Source organism: Prosthecobacter sp. (genome assembly GCF_014879935.1).
GTDB lineage: Bacteria > Verrucomicrobiota > Verrucomicrobiia > Verrucomicrobiales > Verrucomicrobiaceae > Prosthecobacter.
The window spans coordinates 85704-106776 of sequence record NZ_JACSRD010000198.1; the positions used below are offsets into that span (position 1 = coordinate 85704).

Sequence of the window (21073 nt, forward strand, 5' to 3'; positions counted from 1 at the left end):
GCTCGCTTCTCGCAAAGCCTCAATGCATGGCGTTTCATGCGCACACCATGAAATCCCAACCGCTTCGCACCTCTGTCATCGGCAGTTATCCTTTTCCGGGCTGGCTTGAATTTTCCGCGCAGCACCTCGGTAGCTTCGGGACGGCTGACATCGCTGAAATGCAGGACGATGCGGCGCAGGTGGCGATTCAGGATCAAATCGCCTCCGGGCTGGATGTCGTCACGGATGGCGAACAGACGCGTTTTGATTTCAACTTGTCGTTCTACGGCTTCATCGAAGGCATCGCGCTTGAACCGGTCAGTCCGCGACGCTTTGGGCCGCCCGCACACGATCAGCGTGGCAAACACGAGATCGTCGGCGAACTGCGTGCGCCGCGTGGACTCGGCGCGGTGGAGGAATTTCAGCGTTTGAAGCGTCTCGCGGCCCACACGGGCAAACGTCTCAAAGTCTCCGTCCCCGGCCCCTACACACTCAGCGGTCGTCTTTCGCCAAATGCGCAATACAAAGACCGCTACGCGATCACCGAGGCGCTTCTGCCCATCGTGAACAAGGAGATCGCCGACCTCGTTGCCGCAGGTGCGGAGGAAATCTGCGTCGATGAACCCAGCATGAGCTGCTACGGCTACCGCGAGGACACGAAACGCTTCGTGGACATCTTCAACCGCACCGTCGCCAGCGGTTACGGCAAGGCCCGCATCTGCACGCACCTGTGCTTTGGCAATTTCAAAGGCCATCCTGTCGGCTGGCGCAAATACGCGCCGCTTTTCCCCGCCTTCCTCGATCTGCACTGCGACGAAGTCCACGTCGAGATGGCGAACCGCGAATACGCCGAGCTGGATGTCATCAGGCCGATGTCCGAACGCTACGACGTCGCCGTCGGCATCATTGATGTGAAGAGCTACCACATCGAGACGCCGGAGCAGATCGCCGATGCCGTGCGTGCGTGTTTGAAACATGCGCCAGCCGACAAACTCGTCTTTGCACCGGATTGCGGACTCAGTCAGACCGCACGCTGGGCGGCGAAGAAGAAACTGGCCAGCATGTGTGCAGGTGTGGAGATAGTGAAGAAGGAACTCGGTCTGTAGGCCGCAAAATAACCGGATGGCATTCAAGAGCGCTTGTCGTTTTGGAGTGCTCCAGCCCCTGGAGCTTTTCGCATGCCCTGGGACGCTCTAAAGCGCCAGAGGGCTGGCGCACTCCAGGACGCTGCCGCGACTCACGTGAATGTCATGGTTAACGCGGTTCAGACAGGCACGAATCTCACGCGATCTTCACCACACCGACCGTCGTGTTGTCCTGTCGGTCGTTGTTGATGCGGCGGATGGCGAAGATGATGGCGTCGGCGATTTTGTCCGCCGTCGTGTGCTTGCCGAAGCTGAGCAGCTCTTCCAGCGCCTTGTGTGTGAGGGTGAAGATGCCGTCGCTGGCGGCGATGACGATGTCGCCTTTCTTCAGCGCCATCGGCTCCGGTGGCGCGTCGATCATGGCCAGCGGATGGCCCAGCAGCGCGGCCTGAAGCGTGTGACGGTCGGGATGATTCGCGGCTTCTTCGGCGGTGATCTCTCCGCGTTCAGCACGGGCGTCGATGAGCGGAGAAAGGCTGTGGTCGGCGTTGATGCGCTTCAACTCGCCTTCGCGGAAGAGAAACAACGGAGAATCACCCACGCTGATCCACTGCATGGTCTGCGGCGTCACGAGGACGCCGAGCATCGTGGTGCCCATCGGCGGCGCCACGGCTGGCATGCGGCTGGTGATGATGCCGAGGGTTTCATTCGCGGTCTCGACTGCATGCTTGAGCTTCCAGCTCGGCGGGCCGTCCTGCTCGTGATAGGCACGCACAAAGGCATTCACGCCGATGTAGCTGGCCACGCTGCCACCGGCATGGGCTCCGAGGCCATCGCCCACGACGAGCAGAAGACGCTCCAGGCTGCGCTCCTCGGGTTCAGCGGCATCGGCGAAGGCGTAATAGTCCTCCTGATTGTCACGACGGCCGCGATACTGCCGCGCGGCAAAGTCCTGCTCCTGCACGAACGCAGGCGGCTGGGTTTCAAACAGGGGAACTCGGTCGGTTAATACGGTGGTGGCGCTCACTCGGCTGAAAACTGGTAAATCGTGGTGCTTTGAAAAGTATCGCCCGGGCGCAGAATCACGCTGGGGAAGCTGGGCTTGTTCGGGCTGTCGGGATAATGCTGGGTTTCCAGGCAGAAACCGTGACGGGCTTTGTAAACATGCCCGCTCTTGCCGTTCACCTCCTTGAGATGGTTTCCGGTGTAAAGCTGCACACCGGGCTCTGTGGTGCGCACCATCATTGCACGCCCGCTGGCGGGATCTTTGGCCGTGGCGGCCAGCTTCATGCCGCTGCCGGCAAGAACGTAGTTGTGGTCGTAACCAATGCCCTGGATCAGCGGGCGGAAGTCCGCACTGATGCGTTCGCCGATCTTATGGGGCGTGGCGAAATCGAGCGGCGTGCCTTTGATGCTGACGATCTCGCCCGTGGTGATGAGATCATCATCTGTTGCTGTGATCTTCTCAGATGGAATCGTCAGTTCGTGACCCAGGATGTCGCCACTGCCTTCGCCAGCGAGATTGAAATACGCGTGGTTGGTCAGGTTCACGACCGTTGGCTTGCTGGTGGTGGCCCGGTAGTCGATCTGCAGGCCATTGTCCTTCGTGAGCGTGTAGGTGACCGTGCATTTCAGCTCCCCGGGAAAGCCTTCCTCGCCATCGGCGCTCGTGTAGGTGAGTTCCACGCCATCCGTGACCTCCTTCGCACTCCACAGCTTCTTGTCGAAGCCGATCTTGCCGCCGTGGATGTGGTTCTTGCCGGAATTGGCGGTCACTTTATGCTCCACACCGTCGATGGTGAACTTCGCCCCGCCAATGCGGTTGGCGTAACGACCGGTGATGCAGCCGAAAAACGGGTTCTTGGCGAGATAACCATCCAGAGAGTCAAATCCGAGCACCACATCGGCGAGCTGGCCCTTTTTGTCCGCCACCTTCAGGGAGACGATGTAGCCGCCCCAGTTCGTGATCTTCGCCTCCATGCCACTGGCATTGCGCAGCGTAAAGAGCCGCACTTCCTCGCCGGAGGCGGTTTTTCCCCACACGGCGGATTCCACAGAAGCGCTGGCGGCAGAGGACAAACCGGTGATCGACATGAAGGAGAAAAGAAGGGCTGGGAGCGCGGAAAAGCGCATGGCTGGTCGGGGGTGGTGCAAGGCTGATTCTGGCCGGGGAGCCGGAGCTTCGCAAGGGGGGAAAGCGGGCTGCCGAAGTTGCCCACTTCCTGCGGACGAGGCGGGGTGAAATCCTGTTCCGCAGGAACAAGACAACTTTTTCTGTAACCTCCGCCGCCACGCTCCTCAACCACTGGTCAACACTCGCTCTTGCGAGCAAAACTCACCCTGAAACTCATGAAACACTGGAAAACCAAACTCTTTGGCGACAACGCCTTCAACTTCTACAGTTGGATTCTGGCCGCCGTGCTCGTCTTCGTCAGCTCCACCCGCTATATGCTTGCCGGCGCTCGGGCTGAATCGGCCCAGGTGATGCAGCGAGACATGCTACTTGGCATTTACATCGTGCTCCTCGGCTGCTTTGGGCTGCTGCTGCAAAACTACCTTGCCCGGCTGGCGGTGAAGCTGGAAAAGACCACGGACTCCAAACCTGCCGCCCCCACCCATGAGTGATCCCTTCCACGGTCTCGATCCCGCCGGTCTCATGGCCGCCGCCGCGATGCCGACCGATGGCGACGCGGACACACTTCCGCTTCAGCGGGCGGATCTGCCTTCGCTGGAAGAAATCGCCGCCGCGTTTCCCGATCTGGAGATCCTCTCCCTCATCGGCCACGGCGGCATGAGCGCCGTCTTCAAGGCACGCCAGCCGAAGCTCGACCGCATCGTCGCTCTCAAAGTGCTGCCGAAGTCCCTCGCGGCCACGCCGGGCTTCGCGGAGCGATTCAATCGCGAAGGCCGCGTGCTCGCCCGTCTCAGCCATCCGAGCATCGTCGCGGTGCATGATTTCGGCGAGAGCGGTGGCTTCGCATATCTCATCATGGAGTTCGTCGATGGCGTGAACCTCCGCCAGGCCATGCGGGCGGGCCGTTTCACGCCGGAACAAGCACTGCGCATCATCCCGGCCATCTGCGACGCACTTCAATTCGCGCACACGCAGGGCGTTTTGCATCGCGACATCAAACCGGAGAACATCCTGCTCGACACCAGTGGTCGCGTGAAGATCGCCGACTTCGGCATCGCGAAGATCCTCGATGAAAAAGGCGGCGACACGCTGCTCACGCAAAGCGGCGCCAAGCTCGGCACCGCACCCTACATGGCTCCAGAGCAGATCGAGCAACCGAGCAGCGTCGATCATCGTGCGGACATCTACAGCCTCGGCGTCGTCTTTTACGAGATGCTCACGGGCGAGCTGCCTCTCGGCCGCTTCGCCGCGCCGTCGGAGCTGTCCAGCGTCGGCGGAAACATCGACGAGATTGTGTTTCGAGCGCTGGAGAAGGAACGCACACGCCGTCAGCAGAGCGTGGGCGAGTTCAAAACGCAGGTCGAGGGTGCTGGAGTCTCTAGACCAAGCCGAAGATGGAATCCCGGCGAACCCTTTGAGTACAAGTCGAAGCGCAAGCTCTGTGGGCTGCCGGTGCTTCACATCGTGCATGGACGCCATCCAGCGACAGGCAAGGCGCGTGAGGCGCGCGGCTTCTTTGCTTTTGGAGATCGGGCCTACGGCGTTTTTGCCTTTGGCGGCATCGCACGCGGCATCGTGGCTTTCGGCGGTTTTGCGTGTGGTATTTTCGCCATCGGAGGTGGTGCGGTCGGCCTCATGGCCTTTGGCGGCGGCGCTCTCGGGTTGCTGTTTGCCCTGGGTGGACTCGCTGTAGGTACCTTTTCAGCTGGCGGACTCGCCATCGGCATCTGGGCCTTCGGCGGGCAGGTGTTGGCCTATCAGGGCTTTGGTGGCGTGGTGAACGCTGTGCATGAAATCAAGAGCCTCCAGGCGATGCCACGGCCCATAAGTGAGATCGCGTCCATTCTTTCGCATTGGGGTATCTTCACCGTGGTGACTCAGATGACATGGCCGGTATCGCTGGCACTTTATTGGATCGTCGCCCGCTGGGCGCACACGCAGGCCGCCATCGAAGCGGGTGAAAACCCGCCCAACAAGGATGCGCCAAGTGTCTTCTGGCTGCTGCCGGCTTTGATGACTGCCAGTCTGGTTTTTACATGGGTGTGCTTCCAATGTTTTGGCGGCGGCGCTGCGGGCGTCAGCCAGCTATTGATTCCGACCACTATCTCGTGCAGCGGCCTGCTGCTTTTCCTGATCGCGCTGCCCCTGTGGCTGCGCCTCGTGCCGATGAACTCCTTTTACGGCGTGCGCCTGCCGTCCACCTTTGCCTCCGATCAGCGCTGGTATGAGGTGAATGCCGTTTTCGGCAAGCACCTCTTCATCTGGTCGCTGCTGGTCATCGGCGCGGGCATCGCAGGCTTTTATCAACTGCCACGGCATCAGGATGCGTATGCGTGGGCATCAATCACGCTCACGCTGGTGGCGGTCGCAGCGTCGATAGTGGCAACGCTGTGGTGGATGCATCAGCATCCCGTCAATGCACCAGCGCGGAAGAAAAGCCGGCTGATGTCGTGGAGCGGCCAGGCCGTCAGTGCCGTGGTGATTGCCATGTTCATCAAGTCCTTCATCGCCGCAGCCTACCGGTGTCCAAACGGCAGCGAGCCCGGCGTCATCAAAAACAGCCACTGGATCGCGTCGCATCTCGACACCGGCTTCACCGGCGGCGATCTGATCCTTTTTCAGCACGAGAGCGGCCAAATCTGGATCGCCCGTGTCGTGGCACGCGAAGACAAAGGCCTGCTGCTGAAACGCGGCGGCGTGGCAGAGGAGTTCTTCATGCCGTGGGACAAGATCGTGGGGAAGATGCTGTTTTCGCACTTTTCACCGGATGTGATCAAGGACACAGGCAGCTCAATGTCCGTGCCGCGACAGACGGTGACGGAAGGCACCTCCAAAGCTTTGGACAAGGCTCCTGTTCTTCGATTCACACGCATCAAACGCAACGGCACCGACTGGCAATGGCCGGTGTATTCAGCCGATGGCAAGCCGCTGGACGATGAGGAGTCCAAGCGTCTGATCCGCGCATCGGTCGGTAATGGCGTGGAGTCGCAGAACGCGGAGGATTGCTGGCTTGAGCTCTGGTTTGAGCATCCTGACTTTGATCGCCACAGCCAGTTGCGTATCGATGTGGCCGGCCCAGACGGCCAACCGCTGAATGATCGAGACACCAGCACAGCGACTCCAGGATGGGTCTCGACACGTCCCTACCCCGCGCTGTCCAGTTGCGTCATCAGCCCGGGGCGGGCCGGCAAACTCCCTTCTTCGGTGCAGATCACGCTGCGTTATAGCATCGGCCTGTGGCGGAAGGGCAGCGTGCTGCCCTCCGACTACAACGGCTCCATGTCGTTTGGCGACGGCTGCCTGCTCGCGGCCTTCGGCGATGATTCAAACCATCGTGCATTCGTTTCGTGGTCGAAGGGGCAAGACGACTGGATGTATGATGCGGCTGTCAGATTGAAAGATGGTAGCCAGATCGGCTCCTCCGGCTGGTCGCGCTCCGGTCATCCTGGCAAAAACATCGTTGAGAGTGTCTCCTTCCCGGTGCTGCTGCGTGAGGTGGAGTCTTTCCGCATTCGCAGCCGCCGAGTGGCCACCATCACGTTTCCCCAGGTGGTGATTCCACCGCTTCCATGACTTCCTCCTTCCACGACACCCGCTGGACGCTCGTGTCACGCTCGCGTGGCAGTGACACGCAGGCTGCGGCGGCGCTGAACGAGTTGTGTGAGGCCTACTATGCGCCGGTGGTGGCGTTTTTGAGGCGGAGCGGTCGCGAGGACGATGCGGCGCGGGAGCTGGCGCATGATTTTTTTGCCAAACTGCTCGCCGGTGGCGCGATGGATGGCGCGAGGCCGGAGCGCGGGAAATTTCGCAGCTACTTGCTCGGGGCCTTGAAGCACTTTGCGGCCGATCAGCGGGACAAGAAGCGTGCGGAAAAGCGTGGTGGAGGTGTGGAGCATGCTGAGATCGACGCAGAGCATGAAATGGCCGATTTGGCCGCTGAATCGCCGGATTGGGCCTTTGACCGGCAGTGGGCGCTGACGGTGCTGGCCAGAAGTTTGAGCCGTTTGGAGGCTGAAATGACCGCCGAGGGCAAAGATGCGCATTTTGAGGCCTTGAAGCCGTGGTTGACCACAGACTCGGATTCGACGCCGCAGGCCACCGCAGCCGAAAAACTCGGCATGAGCATCGAGGCGGTCAAAGTGGCCATCCACCGGCTGCGGAAGCGCTTCCGCGACAGCGTGAAGGCCGAGATCGGGCAAACGGTCAGCGAAGCCGGCAGCGTTCGCGAGGAACTCGATGCGTTGATGAGCGCCTTGCGAAAGTAGGTCTGTTGCGCCGCAACAAACTGGTTCGGGGTTCCCGGTTGCGGCGCAACTGGCTTGCTTTACGCTCGCGCATGGAGTTTCGATTTTTCGATCCATCGGCGAAGACAGAGGTCACACACGGGCATCTGCCGCATTGGGAGCAGATGAATGCGTTTTACTTCATCACCTGGCGGACGGCGGATTCGATTCCGGCTGATGCGCTCGAGAAGTGGCAAGCCGGGCGTGAGGCATGGTTGTGGTCTCATGGAATCGATTCAGCGCTGGAAGACTGGCAGCGGGAGCTGGAGTGTCTGCCAGAAGCGGAGCATCAGGAGTTTTATCGTCTTGTCACCACGAAGTGGCATTCAATGCTGGACGAATGTCATGGCGATTGCGTGCTGCGGAGGCCGGAGTTGAGCGAGATCGTCGCTGAGAACATGCTGCATCAAGATGGCATCAAGTATTCCATGGAGGCATTTGTGGTCATGCCGAACCATGTACATGTGCTGGCGGGTGTTGCCGGACGCGGTGAGATGAAACGGTTGTGCCGGAATTGGAAGCGCTATACGGCAGGACGCATCAACGCAGTGCTGAATCGCGAAGGGCAGTTCTGGCAATGGGAGATCTTTGATCACGTCGTGCGCAGCGAGGCGAGCTTGAGGAGGTTCAGGGAGTATGTCGTGAACAATCCTGTGAAGGCTCGCTTGAAGGCCGATGAGTATCGAGTGTGGACAAAGTAGGCCAGTTGCGCTGCAACTGGCAGTTCGGTAAGACTCAGTTGTGGCGCAAAATGAGCTACTTTGCTTCCGGTTGCGGCGCAACCGGACTACTTTTTTCCTTCCAGGTGCTCTGGATGTAGATCTCGCGGAGCGTCTTGAAGTCGATCTGCGTCGGGCTGTCAGTCATCAGGTCGCTGCCCTTGTTGTTCTTCGGGAAGGCGATGACTTCACGGATGCTGTCCTCGCCGCTGACGAGCATGGCGATGCGGTCGAGACCGAGCGCCAGACCACCGTGCGGAGGTGCGCCGAAGCGGAAGGCGTCGAGGATGTGGCCGAATTTGTGAGCTTGTTCTTCTTCATTCACGCCGAGGACGCTGAAGAGCTTCGCTTGCAGATCCTTTTCGTGGATTCGGATGGATCCGCCGCCGAGTTCATAGCCGTTCAAGACGACGTCGTAGGCTTCAGCGCGGACTTTGGCGTATTCACCGGCTTCCATGAGCGGGATGTCTTCCGTTTTCGGACGCGTGAAGGGATGATGCACGGCCACCCAGCTCTGCGATTCGGCATCGTGGGCAAGCAGCGGGAAATCGACGACCCACAGGAAGTTCAGCGCGGTGCTGCCTTTGGTGAGTTCGGTCATGTTGGCGATCTCGACACGCACGCGGCCGAGGATGTCACAGGCCTCCTGCCAGGTGCCGGCGTAGAAGAAGACGATGTCGTTTTCCTCGACGCCGAGCTTGGCGATGAGCGCCTTCTGCTCGTCCTCGCTGAAGAACTTCCAAAGCGGAGATTTGTATTCGAGCACGCCGTTCGCATCGCGCTCCACCTTGATGAAGGCGAGCTGCTTCACCTTCATGCCGGCCTGCGTGGCGATCTCGTTGAGACGGATCATCTGGCCGGTGGTGATGCCCGCGAAGCCCTTCGCGTTGATGGCGCGGACGACACCGCCATTCTCGATGGTGCTGCGGAAGATTTTGAAGCCGCTGTTCGCGAAGACATCGGCCATATCGACGATCTCGTTGCCGTAGCGCGTGTCCGGCTTGTCGGAGCCGTAGCGGTCCATGGCTTCTTGATACGTCATGCGCGGAAAGGGCGACGGGATGTCGCGTCCGGTGCCCGCTTTGAACATGCTGACGAGCAGGCCTTCGACGAGGTTCACGATGTCATCACGCTGGATGAAGCTAGCCTCGATATCGATCTGCGTGAACTCCGGCTGGCGGTCGGCGCGAAGGTCTTCATCGCGGAAGCAGCGTGCAATTTGGAAGTAGCGCTCCAAACCGGCCACCATCATGAGCTGCTTGTATTGCTGCGGGGCCTGCGGCAGCGCGTAGAACTTGCCGGGGTTCAAGCGGGCGGGCACGAGGAAGTCGCGGGCGCCTTCCGGTGTCGGATTGCTGAGGATCGGCGTTTCGACTTCGATGAAGCCGGCGGCGTCGAGATGATTGCGGGCGGCGTTGGTGATCTTGTGGCGCGTGCGGATGTTCTTGTTCATGCGCTCGCGGCGCAGGTCGAGGTAGCGGTATTTCATCCGCATGTCCTCGTTCGAGAGCTCGCGATCGAGCTGGAAGGGCAGCACATCGGCCTTGTTAAGCACTTTGCACTCGGTGGCGACGATTTCGACATCGCCGGTGCCGAGTTTGGCGTTTTCGGTGCCGGTGAGACGCGCGGCGACCTTGCCGGTGATCTGCAAAACGTCCTCGTCACGCAGCGTGTGGCTCATCGCGGCGAGTTCGGCGTTTTCCTCCGGGCGGAAGACGACCTGCGTGAGGCCCTCGCGGTCGCGCAGGTCGATGAAGATGACGCCGCCATGGTCGCGGGCCGAATTCACCCAGCCACAGAGCGTGACGTTCTGGCCGATGTGCTCTTTGCGGACGGCGTTGCAGTGGAGGGTGCGGTAGGCGTTTGGGATCATGGCGGAAAAAGGGCGCGTAGAGTCGGCATTTTCGGCCTGGGCGCAAGGGGGAAGGCGGGTGCAAAACGAGGCTTCGGGGCAAGGTCGGCAGCAGGCAGTTCGTTCCCTCTGGCCATGTTTTGGAAGTCACTTTTGTTCCTGGGTTGCCTGTCGGTCGCGGTGAGTGCCGCGGAGAAGCCGAATGTGGTGTTTTTCCTCGTCGATGACCTCGGCCAGCGCGATCTGGGCTGCTACGGCAGCACTTTTTATGAGACGCCGAATGTGGACCGCCTGGCGAAGGAGGGCGCGTTGTTCACGAACGGCTACGCGGCTTGTCCGGTGTGCTCGCCATCGCGCGCGGCGGTGCAGACGGGCCGCTGGCCGCAGCGCACGGGCGTCACGGACTACATTGGCTCGCCTTTGAAACCTGAAGGCTGGAAGCGGAACACGATCCTGCTGCCCGCGCCGTATTCGGATCGGCTCGCGCATGAGGAAGTGACGTTGGGTGAGATGATGAAGGACGCGGGCTATGCGACCTTCTTCGCGGGCAAATGGCACCTCGGGCCCGAAGGCTGGTTCCCGGAGAATCAGGGCTACGACATCAACAAGGGCGGCATTGACCGCGGCGGTCCGTATGGTCCGGGGAAATACTTCGTGCCGTATGGCAATCCGCGCCTGCCCGATGGCCCGCAGGGTGAGCATCTGCCGGATCGTCTGGCGACCGAGGCATGCCAATTCATCGACGCGAACAAGGCGAAGCCGTTTTTCGCCTTCTTCTCGTTCTATTCGGTGCACACGCCGTTGCAGTCGCGCTCTGATTTGCAGGCGAAGTATGAGGCGAAACGGCAGAAACTCGGCCTGGAGGCCAAGTGGGGTCGTGAGGAGCCGCGTGATGTCCGTCTCGTTCAGGAGCATGCCGTCTATGCTGGCATGGTGGAGGCGATGGATCTCGCCGTGGGCAAGGTGCTGGCCAAACTGGACGAACTCGGCCTCGACAAAAACACGCTGGTCATCTTCACCTCCGACAATGGCGGTCTGAGCACGAGCGAGGGCTGGCCCACATCGAATCTGCCGCTGCGGGGTGGCAAAGGCTGGCTCTACGAAGGCGGCATCCGCGAACCGCTGGTCATGCGCTGGCCGGCGGTGTTGAAATCCGGCCAGACGATCGAGACGCCGGTGTGCGGGCCGGACTACTTCGCGACGTTGATGGATGTGGCCGGTGGCAAAACGTCTGCGAAGATCGATGGCATGAGCCTGCGCCCGGTGCTCGAAGGCAAAGGCGATCTCCCGGAGCGTGCGTTGTGCTGGCACTATCCCCATTACGGCAATCAAGGCGGAGCTCCAGGTGCGGCGATTCGTCGTGGCGACTGGAAGCTCGTGCTTTGGTATGAAAAGCCGGACGCGCCGGAGCTTTACAACCTGCGCGATGACATCGGCGAGAAGAATGATCTCGCTGCAAAGGAGCCGGGACGCGTGAAAACCTTGCACGCCGAGCTGCAAGCCTGGCTGAAGGACGTGGGTGCCGTGATGCCGGGCAGGAACGCGGCGTTCGACCCTGCCAAACCCGACGGCCGCGAGGCCAAGCGGCCGGACGGCAAAGCCAAGGCGAAAAGGCCCGGGAAAAAGCAGTGACCCGAAGCGGTCGCGTGAGGGCCGGTCCTCCACGGGTGCAAGCAGGGCTTTGTGCCGTGGCTCAGGCATCGGCCGTGCCGCGGCCGGCACTTTTTGCCCTCGCGGGCTCCGCCGCACCGTCGTCCTGCCGGGGTGGAACAACCCGCAGGGTGTCATCGCGTGATTTTTCGCAGGGCTTTTTGCCCGGCGACCTGCGATTGGATGGTTGGACAAAACAACCGCAGAGAGTCTATGAAATTAGACAAAACGGGCCACAAAATTCGACAAATGGAAACAAAACTTTGACGAATGGCCGGTTTGTCGCAACAATCTGCCCATTAACCTCACTTCTTACCTGCCATGATTGCGATCGAACACCCCACTGAAGTAGATCCCACCGTCGAAGAAGACATCCGCCTGCTGAAGCGCATCGCGGAGCGCGACGCCGCCAGCTTCCAGGCCTTCTACAAGAAGTACAGCGGCCTCATCTTCGCCTCGATCTCCAACGTTTTGAACGATCACCACGACACCGAGGACGTGATGCAGGAAGTGCTCGTCCAGGTCTGGAACAAGGCCCACCTCTACGAACCCCGCAAAGGCAAGCCGCTGACCTGGCTCACCACGCTGGCCCGCAACCGCGCCATCGACCGCATCCGCTCCAAACAGCGCCGTTCCAGGCTCAACGATGACTTCGAGACCGAGAACAAGAAGGACCAGTTCGAGTTCGAGCCGTCCGGCCACGAGAACCTCGTGTACAAGGAGCGTGACACCATCCTGCACCACGCCGTATCAAGGCTGACGCCCGACCAGCGTGAGGCCATCGAGCTGACCTATTTCAGCGGACTTACCCAGGCGGAGGTGGCGGAGCGCCTGCACGAGCCTCTCGGCACGATCAAAGCTCGCATCCGTCGCGGCGTGAACCGCCTCGAGACTTTGGTGAAGCCGCGTCTGTCCTGATTTCATCCCCCAGAACCATGCGAGAGGCGGACTTCGGTCCGCCTCTTTCTTTTTACTCTCTTGCCCGCGAGTCGATGCAGATCGTCACCGGACCGTCGTTGACGAGCGCCACCTTCATGTCCGCGCCGAAGACGCCGCGCTCGACTTTTTTGCCCAACTCGGTCTCCAGCATCGTCAAAAACTGCTCGTAGAGCGGGATCGCGATTTCGGGACGTGCGGCGCGGATGAAACTCGGGCGGTTTCCTTTCTTCGTGCTCGCATGCAGTGTGAACTGGCTCACGACGAGCAGTCCGCCGCCGATGTCCTTCACGCAGAGGTTCATCTTTCCTTCCGCATCGCCAAAGATGCGCATCTGCGTGACCTTCTGCACCAGCCATGCCGCATCATCGACCGTGTCGTCACCTTCGATACCTGCGAGAATCATCAACCCCGCGCCGATCTGGCCGGTGATCTGACCTTCGATGGTGACAGAGGCTTCGGAGACGCGTTGGATGACGAGGCGCATGATGCGAATGACGAATGACGAATGACGAATGGGGGCGGGCTATTGGCGTTCGATCCAGCGGTAGGCGGTGAGGGAGTTTTTCCAGAAGTACTTTTCGCAGGCTTCGGTGCCTTTGGAGCGGAAGAAGTCGTCCACGATCTTGAAGACGACGTCGTAGGGCGCGCCTTTGTCGGAGACGGGCCAGTTGCTGCCGTAGATGAGGCGGTCAGGGCCGAAGGTTTCCCAGAGATGGTCGAGGACGGGCAGGTAGTAGGCGGTGTCGCGGGGGGCCTGGCCGGGTTCGCACTTCACCTGCTCGACGAGCGCGGAGACCTTCATGAACACGTTTGGCTGTTTGGTGATGGAGCGGATGTTCTCCTTCCATTCCGGACGCAAGGCCTTTGGATCGCCGGAAGCACCGAGGTGGTTGATGAGCACGCGCAGATCCGGCACATCGGCCGCGAGCTTGGCGGCGTGCGGCAGATAGTTCGGGCCGCCGTTCAAGTCGAGTTCGAGGCCGTGTTGCGCGAGCAGTTTGGCTCCGGCGAGCACGGAGTCATGCTTCGCCTCATCGAGCAGGAAATTGCCGCTCCAGCGAATGCCGCGGAAGATCGGATTGGCAGCGAAGCGCTTCAGGTTGGCGGCGAACTCGTCCCCGGGATCGAGATGGCCGACGAAGCCGACGATGGATTTCTCCTTGGCCGCGAGATCGAGAATGCACTGGTTGTCCTCCACCAGCGGACTGGCCTCGACCACGACGGTTTCCTTCACGCCATGCGGTGAGGCGACGGCGAGCCAGTCCGCAGGCAGCACGGTGCGATAGAGCTTTGTGCCTTTGCCTGGCCACGGCACACCGCCCGGACGCGTGGGGTCGTAGAAATGCGTGTGGGTGTCGATGATGCGCGTGGCTGGCGCTGCCGCCTGTGTGACTTCGGGAAGAAGGGCGGTTGCGGCGGCGGTTTGAAGGAAACGACGGCGGTTCATGGCAAACAAACGTCAGACGATCTCGATGTGCTGCGGCAAAACGTCGAGCGCGATGGTCAGCGCCTTCTTCGTGCGGGCATGGACGCGCAGCAGCACATCGCCCGACTGAACTTGAGTGCCTGTCTTGGCGATTTGATCGCAGCCGACGGCGAAATCGACGGGATCGGCGGCTTTCGAGCGGCCAGCGCCGAGTTCGAGGACGACGTGGCCGATGCCGCCGGCGTCCATGCGTGTGAGCACGCCGCTGGAAGTGGCTTTAAGTTCGCCGATGATCGGGGCGCGATGCACGGAGGTGATTTTTTCGAGGGAATCGACGCTGCCGTCCTGCAAGGCGACCATCTGCTGGAATTTCGTCCACGCATCGCCGCGATGAAGCATCTGCTGAAGGTCGGAGCGTGATGAAACGGCGACGGCGGAAGCGAGATCGAGCACAATGTTCTCCAAATCCTCCGGGCCTTCGCCTTTGAGGCAGCGCACACATTCGGCGACCTCAAGAGCGTTACCCGCGGACTCGCCGGTGGGTTCGTTCATGGCGCTCAAACGCACGCTGGAACGCACGCCGAGTGCATTGCCGACGCGAACCATGCTTTGCGCGAGTTGGTGCGCCTGTTCCTCCGTCTTCATGAAGGCCCCGCTGCCGTATTTCACATCGAGCACCAGGCGGTTGAGGCCCTCGGCGAGTTTTTTGCTCATGATGCTCGCGGTGATGAGCGGGATGCTCGGCACGGTGCCGGTGACATCGCGCAAGGCGTAGAGTTTTTTGTCCGCCGGACAGATGCCGGCGGTCTGGCCGACCATGGCGCAGCCGACCTGGTCGATGACCTGGTGGATTTCCACTTCCGTGAGCTGCGTGCGGAATCCGGGGATGCTTTCCAGTTTGTCGAGCGTGCCGCCGGTGATGCCGAGGCCGCGACCGGAGATCATCGGCACCCAGACTCCGTCACAAGCGAGCAGCGGTGCGAGCACGAGCGAGGTTTTGTCGCCAATGCCGCCGGTGCTGTGCTTGTCCACGCGCATGGGATCGTGCTCGTTCCAGGCGAGCATCGTACCGCTGTGCAGCATCGCGTCGGTGAGCGCGGCGGTTTCCTCCGGCGTCATGCCGCGGAAGTAGATCGCCATCGCGAGCGAGCTCATCTGATACTCCGGCATGTCCCCACGTGTGAAGGCGGCAATGACGGCGTGGATTTCCTCGTCGGTGAGGACACCGCCGTCGCGCTTGCGCTCGATGAGGGTCGGGATGTGCATGGGGCATGCTAGGTTCGGCCATGGCTTGCTGGCAACAGCGAACCGCAACGGATCGTATGATGCAGGCCCATGTTTCGTGCCGCTTTTTCCCTCCTTTGCCTGACTTCTGCGCTTCTAGCGGCGGAAATCGACTTTTCGCGCGACATCCAGCCGATCCTCTCGGAGAACTGCTACCACTGCCATGGTCAGGATGCGAACGAGCGCAAAGGGGACCTGCGGCTTGATGTGGAAAAGGAGGCGAAGGCCGCCAGGGCGGTCGTGGCGGGCAAAAGCCACGAGAGCACGCTCATCGAGCGCATTTTGAGCACCAATCCCGATGAGGTGATGCCGACGCCGAAGAGCAATCGCAAGCTGACCGAGGCGCAAAAGCAGTTGTTGAGGCAATGGATCGACCAAGGTGCGAAATGGGGCAAGCACTGGGCGTTTGAGCGGATTGAGAGGCCAGAAGTGCCGGCAAATGGCGCGAAGAACCCGATTGATGCGTTTGTACGGGCCAAGCTGGCGGAGAAGGGGATGAAGCCGTCGCCGAAAGCAGCGCCGGAAACCCTGCTGAGGCGTGTGGCGCTCGATTTGACCGGTTTGCCGCCGACATTGGAGGAATCGAAGGAGCCGTATGACAAGGCGGTGGAACGACTGCTGAGTTCACCGCGGTTCGGGGAACGTTGGGCGTGGGACTGGCTGGATGCGGCGCGGTATGCGGACACGAACGGCTACCAAGGTGATCCCGAACGCACGATGTGGCCGTGGCGTGACTGGGTGGTGAAGGCGATCAACGAGAACATGCGCTATGACCAGTTCACGATCTGGCAGCTCGCGGGTGATCTGCTGCCGAATGCGACGAAGGAGCAGAAGCTGGCGACCGGTTTCAATCGCAACCATATGATCAACGGCGAGGGCGGCCGCATTGCGGAGGAAACACGCGTCGAAAACGTGATGGATCGAGTCGAAACGACCAGCACGGTGTGGCTTGGCCTCACGATGGGCTGCTCGAAGTGCCACGATCACAAATTCGATCCGCTGACGATGCGTGATTACTATGCGCTCTACGATGTCTTCAACCAGACGAGCGAGGACGGCAAAGGACGCAGCGGCCAGGCCGCACCGGCGATGGACATCTCGACGCCAGCCGAACTCGAACGTGCGAAGAAGGCGGGCGAGAGAGTGAATGCCATCGCAGCCGAGGTAGAGGCGTTTGAGTTGAAGAAGTTTCCTCGTGCCGCGGGCAAACCGCTGACTGAATCGGATGCGATCAAGCTGCCGGGCAATCTGCCGGCCTACATCGCCAAAACGGAACCGAAGAAACGTGGTGTGGACCCGCTGCTGGAGGCGGTGAGTTATTTCAAGGACAAGGACGCAGACTACTCAAAGCTGCTGCAAAAGCTGCTCGCCGCGGTGCGGGAGAAGGTTTTAGCCACGAACAACGTCACGAAGGTCATGGTGATGGACACGCTGGCCCAGCCGCGCGAGACCTTCATGCTGGAGAAGGGCGCGTATGACAAGCCAACGATCGCGAAGGCGAGTTTCAGCGTTCCTGCGAGCCTGCCACCGATGCCAGAGGGTGCACCGAGCAATCGTCTCGGTCTCGCAGAATGGATTGTGAGCCGCGACAACCCGCTGACGGCCCGCGTGACGGTGAATCGCTTCTGGCAGGCGTTCTTCGGCGTCGGGCTGGTCAAGACGGCAGAGGATTTCGGCGTGCAGGGTGAATCGCCTCTCCATCGCGAACTGCTCGACTGGCTGGCGGCGGAATTCATCGAGAGCGGCTGGGATGTGAAGGCGCTGATGCGCTTGATCGTGACGAGTGAAACCTATCAGCAGTCATCGAAGGTGACGGATGCACAGCTTGATCCAGAAAATCGCCTGCTGAGTCGCGGGCCGCGTTTTCGCATGCCTTCGTGGATGATTCGCGACCAGGCGTTGTTTGTGTCCGGTTTGATGAAGGAGCAAATCGGTGGTCCGTCGGTGAAGCCTTATCAGCCGGAGGGCATCTGGGAGGAGGCGACGTTTGGAAAGAAGAGCTACGTGCAGGACCACGGGGAGGCACTGTATCGGCGCACGCTTTACACCTTCTGGAGGCGGATCGTGGGCCCGACGATGCTGTTCGACAACTCGGCACGTCAGGTCTGCACCGTGAAGGCCACCCGCACGAACACGCCGCTGCATGCGCTGGTGACGATGAACGACACGACGTATGTCGAGGCGGCCCGTGCGCTGGCGCAACGGGTGCTGCTGGCAAGTCGTGGTGATGAAGCGGCCGCATTGAACCATGCGTTCCGCCTGGTGACGTGCCGGGTGCCTTCGCCCGAAGAAACGAAACTGATGAGCTCACGTCTTGAGCAGTTGCGAAGGCAGCAGGCGGCGGATCGTGCCTCTGCGTTGAAGCTGCTGGCCGTGGGTGAGTCGAAACGTGATGAATCCATCGATCCGGTGGAACACGCCGCATGGACCGGTCTGGCGCTGATGCTGCTGAACCTGGATGAAGCAGTGACGAAGGAGTGAGGCCGGCCGGTCAGAAGCTGATGTAGCCTGTCGGCACGGAAGCATTCGGCTTCAATTTGAAGTCGCGATCCACGATGCAGGGAACCTCCGTGATGGCCATGATCTCCTTGGTGAACTTGCCATAGGTGTCGGGGCTGGCTTCGGTGAAGAGGATGTTTCCGGCAGCGTCGTGGATGATCAGCACGTAGCCCACGCCTTTCACGCCGAAGGCCGAGGCGGCGCCCACGCTGTAGCTGAGGCGGACGGGCGTGGTGGACTGGACGATCTTGGACTGGGCGCGGATGTTCACTTCAAAGGCTTCCTTTTGCAGGATGATCAAATCGCTCCCGGGGAGTGAGCTGTCCCGGCCGAGGGTCACGACCACGCCGCGGGCATCTGTGAGGTCGCGGCTCACCTCGCGGTTGTTCAGATTGAAGTTGTAGGACAGTTCGATGACCCGCATGCCGAGGTCGGAGCCACGGCTGCGTTTGGAAGGCAGTGTCTGGCAGGTGATGCTGAACTTCTGAGGCGGGGCTGCCGGTGACGGTACTGCCGCCATGGGCTTTTCTCCGCCATTCTGTTCCTGCCAGCTCTGGATGTAGGCGTTGTCTTCCTTGCAGAGCGTCTTGCGATTCACCACGAGGGGCTGTTCGTCATTCAGGCGCTTCAAGGTCACGTCCTCACCTTTGACGGCGGTGATCTCAGCTTCCAGCAAGGTGCCCGCGAGGCTGACGAAAACGCGCGATTCCGCCTGTGCCACGAGAGCGAGGGCAAGAATGAGGATGATGAGAGGAAGTCTGCGCACGGCTGTCAAAAACGGTTACGACGGGCGGCGGGTGAAATTGCAGCGCGTTCGTGACGTGGATCAAGCTTCGCGCAGCAGAATGGCATCGACGTTGACGCCGTCATAGAGGGCATCGCTCAGGATGACGAGCGGGTCACCGGCCTTGATGAGGCCCTCGTGACGCAGGTGATCGAGCGCCTCGCGGATGCTGGTCTCCGGCTGTCCTTCGGTGAATTGGAGCACGAACGGGTGGACGCCACGCGCCGTTACCAGCGTGCGGGAGACATGGAGATTCGGCGTGAAGGCGAAAATGGGGGCGTATTCCGGCCGCTGGTGCGCGAGGAGATGCGCCATGACGCCACGGATGGTGAAGACGAGCAGCTTTGAGCCTGGAATGCTGTTGGCGAGCAGGATGGCCGCCTTGACGGTCTTGTGCTTGTTCGTTTTGAGCGGGGCGTCGCTGGCAAACCGGCCGGAAGGGTATTTCTGCTCGATGCGGCTGATGACGGTGTCGAGCACCTCGACGCATTTCTCCGGATAGCGGCCAACGCTGGTCTCGCCGCTGAGCATGACGCAATCGACCTGCTCGATGACGGCGTTGAAGATGTCCGTGACCTCGGCACGGGTCGGGACCGGGTTTTCGATCATGCTTTCGAGCATCTGCGTGGCCACGATGACCTTGCGGCCGTGGTATGAGCAGCGCTCGACAATCTGGCGCTGGATGAGGGGCAGATCCTCGATGGGGCACTCGCTGCCGAGGTCGCCACGGGCGATCATGATGCCGCCGCTGGCCTCCACGAGGGCATCGATGTTGGTGAGAGCCTGCTGGTTCTCGATCTTGGCGATGACGCGGGCCTTGCTGCGTTTCTGCTCGAGCAAAAGCTGCAGGTGCTGGATGTGGCCGGGTTCGCGAGCGAAGCTGAGGGCGAAGAAATCGACGCCCAACTCGACGCCGAGATCGAGATCCGCGTAATCCTTCTGTGTGAGCGGCGGCAGGCGGACGGGAATGCCGGGGAGATTGATGTGCCGGCGTGATTTCATCTCGCCCTTGGTCATGACATTGCCGATCACGCGGGTCATCGAGACCTCGGTGGCCTTGATCTGGATCATGCCGCCATCGACCATGATGGTGTCGCCCGCTTTGAGGTCCTTCCCGAGGTCGGGGTAGTTCACGCTGACGGAATAATGCGTGCTGGGCGTGATCTCCGGCTTGCAGCGGAACTCGACGACGTCGCCTACCTGAAGCTGCCATGGCTGCTCGACATCGCCGGTGCGGATGCTGGGGCCGGTGAGGTCCATGAGCACGGCGATCTCACGTTTGGAAGCCGTGGCGGCCTCACGGACCCGTGCGAAGACGGTGCGCACCCAGTCGTGGGAGGCGTGGCTCATGTTCAGGCGGATGACATCGGCACCTTTGGCGATCAGCGAGGAAATGACTTCAGGACTCTCCGTGGCGGGCCCGAGAGTGCAGAGGATTTTGGTTTTGCGCATGGACGGCATGGGGGAGAGCAATTGGCGGGCCAGAGAAGGGGTGCAAGGTTGAATGACGAATGACGAATGACGAGCGGGGCCGGTCAGGGGCCGAAGAGGGTGTGGTAGTTGGTGGCGAGTGTGGCTTCAAGCTGTTCAAGGGGCATGTCGCGCGTTCTGGCGAGCAGTTCGTAGCTCACGCGAAGGTTTGCCGGGTGGTTGAGAGAGGCACCATCGGCGGTTTTGAGCGGGTGCGGGTTCAATTCGTCCGGCGGCCACATGTCTGGGGCGTCGGTCTCGGCCAGCAGGCGGTCGAGGGGCACATGGTTGAAGACTGCGAGCTGCGCGGTTTTGCGTGGATGGCCGAAGTAGGGGGAAAGGGAGAAACGGGCGCCCATTTTGACGAAGGTCGGAATCATCTCGGCGGGGCCGCCATACGAGTGCAGGAGAAATCCCCGACGAGGCAGCTCTGCGGCTCGAAGCGTCTCCTCCAGCAGCCCCGAGGCACGCAGGCAGTGAATCGTGGCCGGGCGGTCGAGTTCGACGGCAAGGGCGATTTGGGCGCGAAAACACTCGAGTTGGGCGTCGATGTCCGGGTTTTCAATCCACCGATCAAGGCCGATCTCACCGACAACGGCTGTGGGATGGTCTTCGAGCTGTTTGCGCAGGTTCTGGAGCCAGTGTGGGCCGCGTTCTTTCACATACCAAGGGTGGAGGCCGAAGGCGGGCCGGATCCACGGGTGATTCCGCGTCAACTCGGCGACTTGCGGCCAGTCTTCCTCGCATGAGCCGTTCACGACCATCTCCGCGATCCCGCTTTGCGAGATGGAGGCGGTGATTTCATCCCGCCAAGGGTCGAGGCGCTCGTCCTGGAGGTGATTGTGGGCGTCGTAGAGCATGACGAATGACGAATGACGAATGACGAATGACGAATGACGAATGACGAATGACGAATGACGAATTGGGGCGATGGCGGTTGTTTTGGGCAAGAAAAAGCCCGCGCACGCT

At 61.0% G+C, this 21073-nt stretch carries 17 protein-coding genes; 8 read left to right on the forward strand and 9 right to left on the reverse strand.

Annotated features, from left to right (window positions below; translation table 11 throughout):
- Positions 1 to 47: 47 nt before the first annotated feature.
- Positions 48 to 1085 (forward strand): methionine synthase, encoded by a 1038-nt coding sequence (locus IAE77_RS21960; protein ID WP_294231389.1) that lies wholly within the window; start codon positions 48 to 50, stop codon positions 1083 to 1085.
- 175 nt (positions 1086 to 1260) lie between these two features.
- Here IAE77_RS21960 and IAE77_RS21965 read toward each other — a convergent pair whose 3' ends face one another.
- Together IAE77_RS21965 and IAE77_RS21970 are read right to left on the reverse strand one after the other, a co-directional pair.
- Positions 1261 to 2091, reverse strand: coding sequence for a protein phosphatase 2C domain-containing protein (locus IAE77_RS21965; RefSeq protein ID WP_294231391.1), 831 nt, complete (start codon positions 2089 to 2091; stop codon positions 1261 to 1263).
- The gene (locus tag IAE77_RS21970; protein ID WP_294231393.1) at positions 2088 to 3197 is read right to left on the reverse strand and encodes an aldose epimerase family protein; all 1110 of its coding nucleotides are present in this window, start codon (positions 3195 to 3197) and stop codon (positions 2088 to 2090) included. Before IAE77_RS21970 ends, IAE77_RS21965 begins: the two co-directional genes overlap by 4 nt.
- Before the next feature lie 216 nt (positions 3198 to 3413).
- Between IAE77_RS21970 and IAE77_RS21975 the strand changes: the two genes are divergently transcribed.
- The 4 genes from IAE77_RS21975 to IAE77_RS21990 all read left to right on the forward strand — a co-directional run bounded on the left by IAE77_RS21975 (position 3414) and on the right by IAE77_RS21990 (position 8182).
- Positions 3414 to 3689 (forward strand): hypothetical protein, encoded by a 276-nt coding sequence (locus IAE77_RS21975; protein WP_294231395.1) that lies wholly within the window; start codon positions 3414 to 3416, stop codon positions 3687 to 3689.
- Entirely contained in the window at positions 3682 to 6771 is a 3090-nt protein-coding gene (locus IAE77_RS21980; protein ID WP_294231397.1) for a protein kinase, read from the forward strand. Before IAE77_RS21975 ends, IAE77_RS21980 begins: the two co-directional genes overlap by 8 nt.
- Positions 6768 to 7463 carry a sigma-70 family RNA polymerase sigma factor gene (locus IAE77_RS21985; RefSeq protein ID WP_294231398.1) on the forward strand — a complete coding sequence of 232 codons (696 nt, stop codon included), beginning with the start codon at positions 6768 to 6770 and terminating at the stop codon, positions 7461 to 7463. The genes IAE77_RS21980 and IAE77_RS21985 overlap by 4 nt, the downstream gene beginning before the upstream one ends.
- A gap of 71 nt (positions 7464 to 7534) precedes the next feature.
- Positions 7535 to 8182 (forward strand): transposase, encoded by a 648-nt coding sequence (locus tag IAE77_RS21990; protein WP_294231401.1) that lies wholly within the window; start codon positions 7535 to 7537, stop codon positions 8180 to 8182.
- A gap of 55 nt (positions 8183 to 8237) precedes the next feature.
- Here IAE77_RS21990 and aspS read toward each other — a convergent pair whose 3' ends face one another.
- Positions 8238 to 10073, reverse strand: coding sequence for an aspartate--tRNA ligase (gene aspS, locus IAE77_RS21995; RefSeq protein ID WP_294231402.1), 1836 nt, complete (start codon positions 10071 to 10073; stop codon positions 8238 to 8240).
- Between the two features lie 114 nt (positions 10074 to 10187).
- Between aspS and IAE77_RS22000 the strand changes: the two genes are divergently transcribed.
- Both IAE77_RS22000 and IAE77_RS22005 read left to right on the forward strand, forming a co-directional pair.
- Positions 10188 to 11684 (forward strand): sulfatase, encoded by a 1497-nt coding sequence (locus IAE77_RS22000; RefSeq protein WP_294231404.1) that lies wholly within the window; start codon positions 10188 to 10190, stop codon positions 11682 to 11684.
- A 339-nt stretch (positions 11685 to 12023) separates the two neighbouring features.
- Positions 12024 to 12620: a sigma-70 family RNA polymerase sigma factor gene (locus IAE77_RS22005; RefSeq protein ID WP_294231406.1), complete on the forward strand. Its 597-nt coding sequence runs from the start codon at positions 12024 to 12026 to the stop codon at positions 12618 to 12620.
- Positions 12621 to 12672: 52 nt separating this feature from the next.
- Here IAE77_RS22005 and dtd read toward each other — a convergent pair whose 3' ends face one another.
- The 3 genes from dtd to IAE77_RS22020 are packed head-to-tail and all read right to left on the reverse strand — an operon-like array spanning position 12673 to position 15333.
- Complete coding sequence (dtd, locus tag IAE77_RS22010) at positions 12673 to 13125, reverse strand: D-aminoacyl-tRNA deacylase (RefSeq protein WP_294231408.1); 453 nt, start codon at positions 13123 to 13125, stop codon at positions 12673 to 12675.
- Between the two features lie 39 nt (positions 13126 to 13164).
- Entirely contained in the window at positions 13165 to 14088 is a 924-nt protein-coding gene (locus IAE77_RS22015) for an amidohydrolase family protein (protein WP_294231410.1), read from the reverse strand.
- A gap of 12 nt (positions 14089 to 14100) precedes the next feature.
- On the reverse strand, positions 14101 to 15333 hold the full coding sequence (locus tag IAE77_RS22020; RefSeq protein WP_294231412.1) for a thymidine phosphorylase: 1233 nt from the start codon (positions 15331 to 15333) through the stop codon (positions 14101 to 14103).
- Between the two features lie 69 nt (positions 15334 to 15402).
- Here IAE77_RS22020 and IAE77_RS22025 point away from each other — a divergent pair, with 69 nt between their 5' ends.
- Positions 15403 to 17832, forward strand: a complete 2430-nt coding sequence (locus tag IAE77_RS22025; RefSeq protein WP_294231415.1) for a PSD1 and planctomycete cytochrome C domain-containing protein — start codon at positions 15403 to 15405, stop codon at positions 17830 to 17832.
- 10 nt (positions 17833 to 17842) lie between these two features.
- Here IAE77_RS22025 and IAE77_RS22030 read toward each other — a convergent pair whose 3' ends face one another.
- From IAE77_RS22030 to IAE77_RS22040, 3 genes are all read right to left on the reverse strand, one after another.
- Positions 17843 to 18616 (reverse strand): hypothetical protein, encoded by a 774-nt coding sequence (locus IAE77_RS22030; protein WP_294231417.1) that lies wholly within the window; start codon positions 18614 to 18616, stop codon positions 17843 to 17845.
- Positions 18617 to 18676: 60 nt separating this feature from the next.
- A complete protein-coding gene (pyk, locus tag IAE77_RS22035) occupies positions 18677 to 20086 on the reverse strand; it encodes a pyruvate kinase (protein WP_294231418.1) in 1410 nt (469 codons plus the stop codon).
- Between the two features lie 83 nt (positions 20087 to 20169).
- On the reverse strand, positions 20170 to 21054 hold the full coding sequence (locus IAE77_RS22040) for a TatD family hydrolase (RefSeq protein ID WP_294231420.1): 885 nt from the start codon (positions 21052 to 21054) through the stop codon (positions 20170 to 20172).
- Between the last annotated feature and the right edge of the window lie 19 nt (positions 21055 to 21073).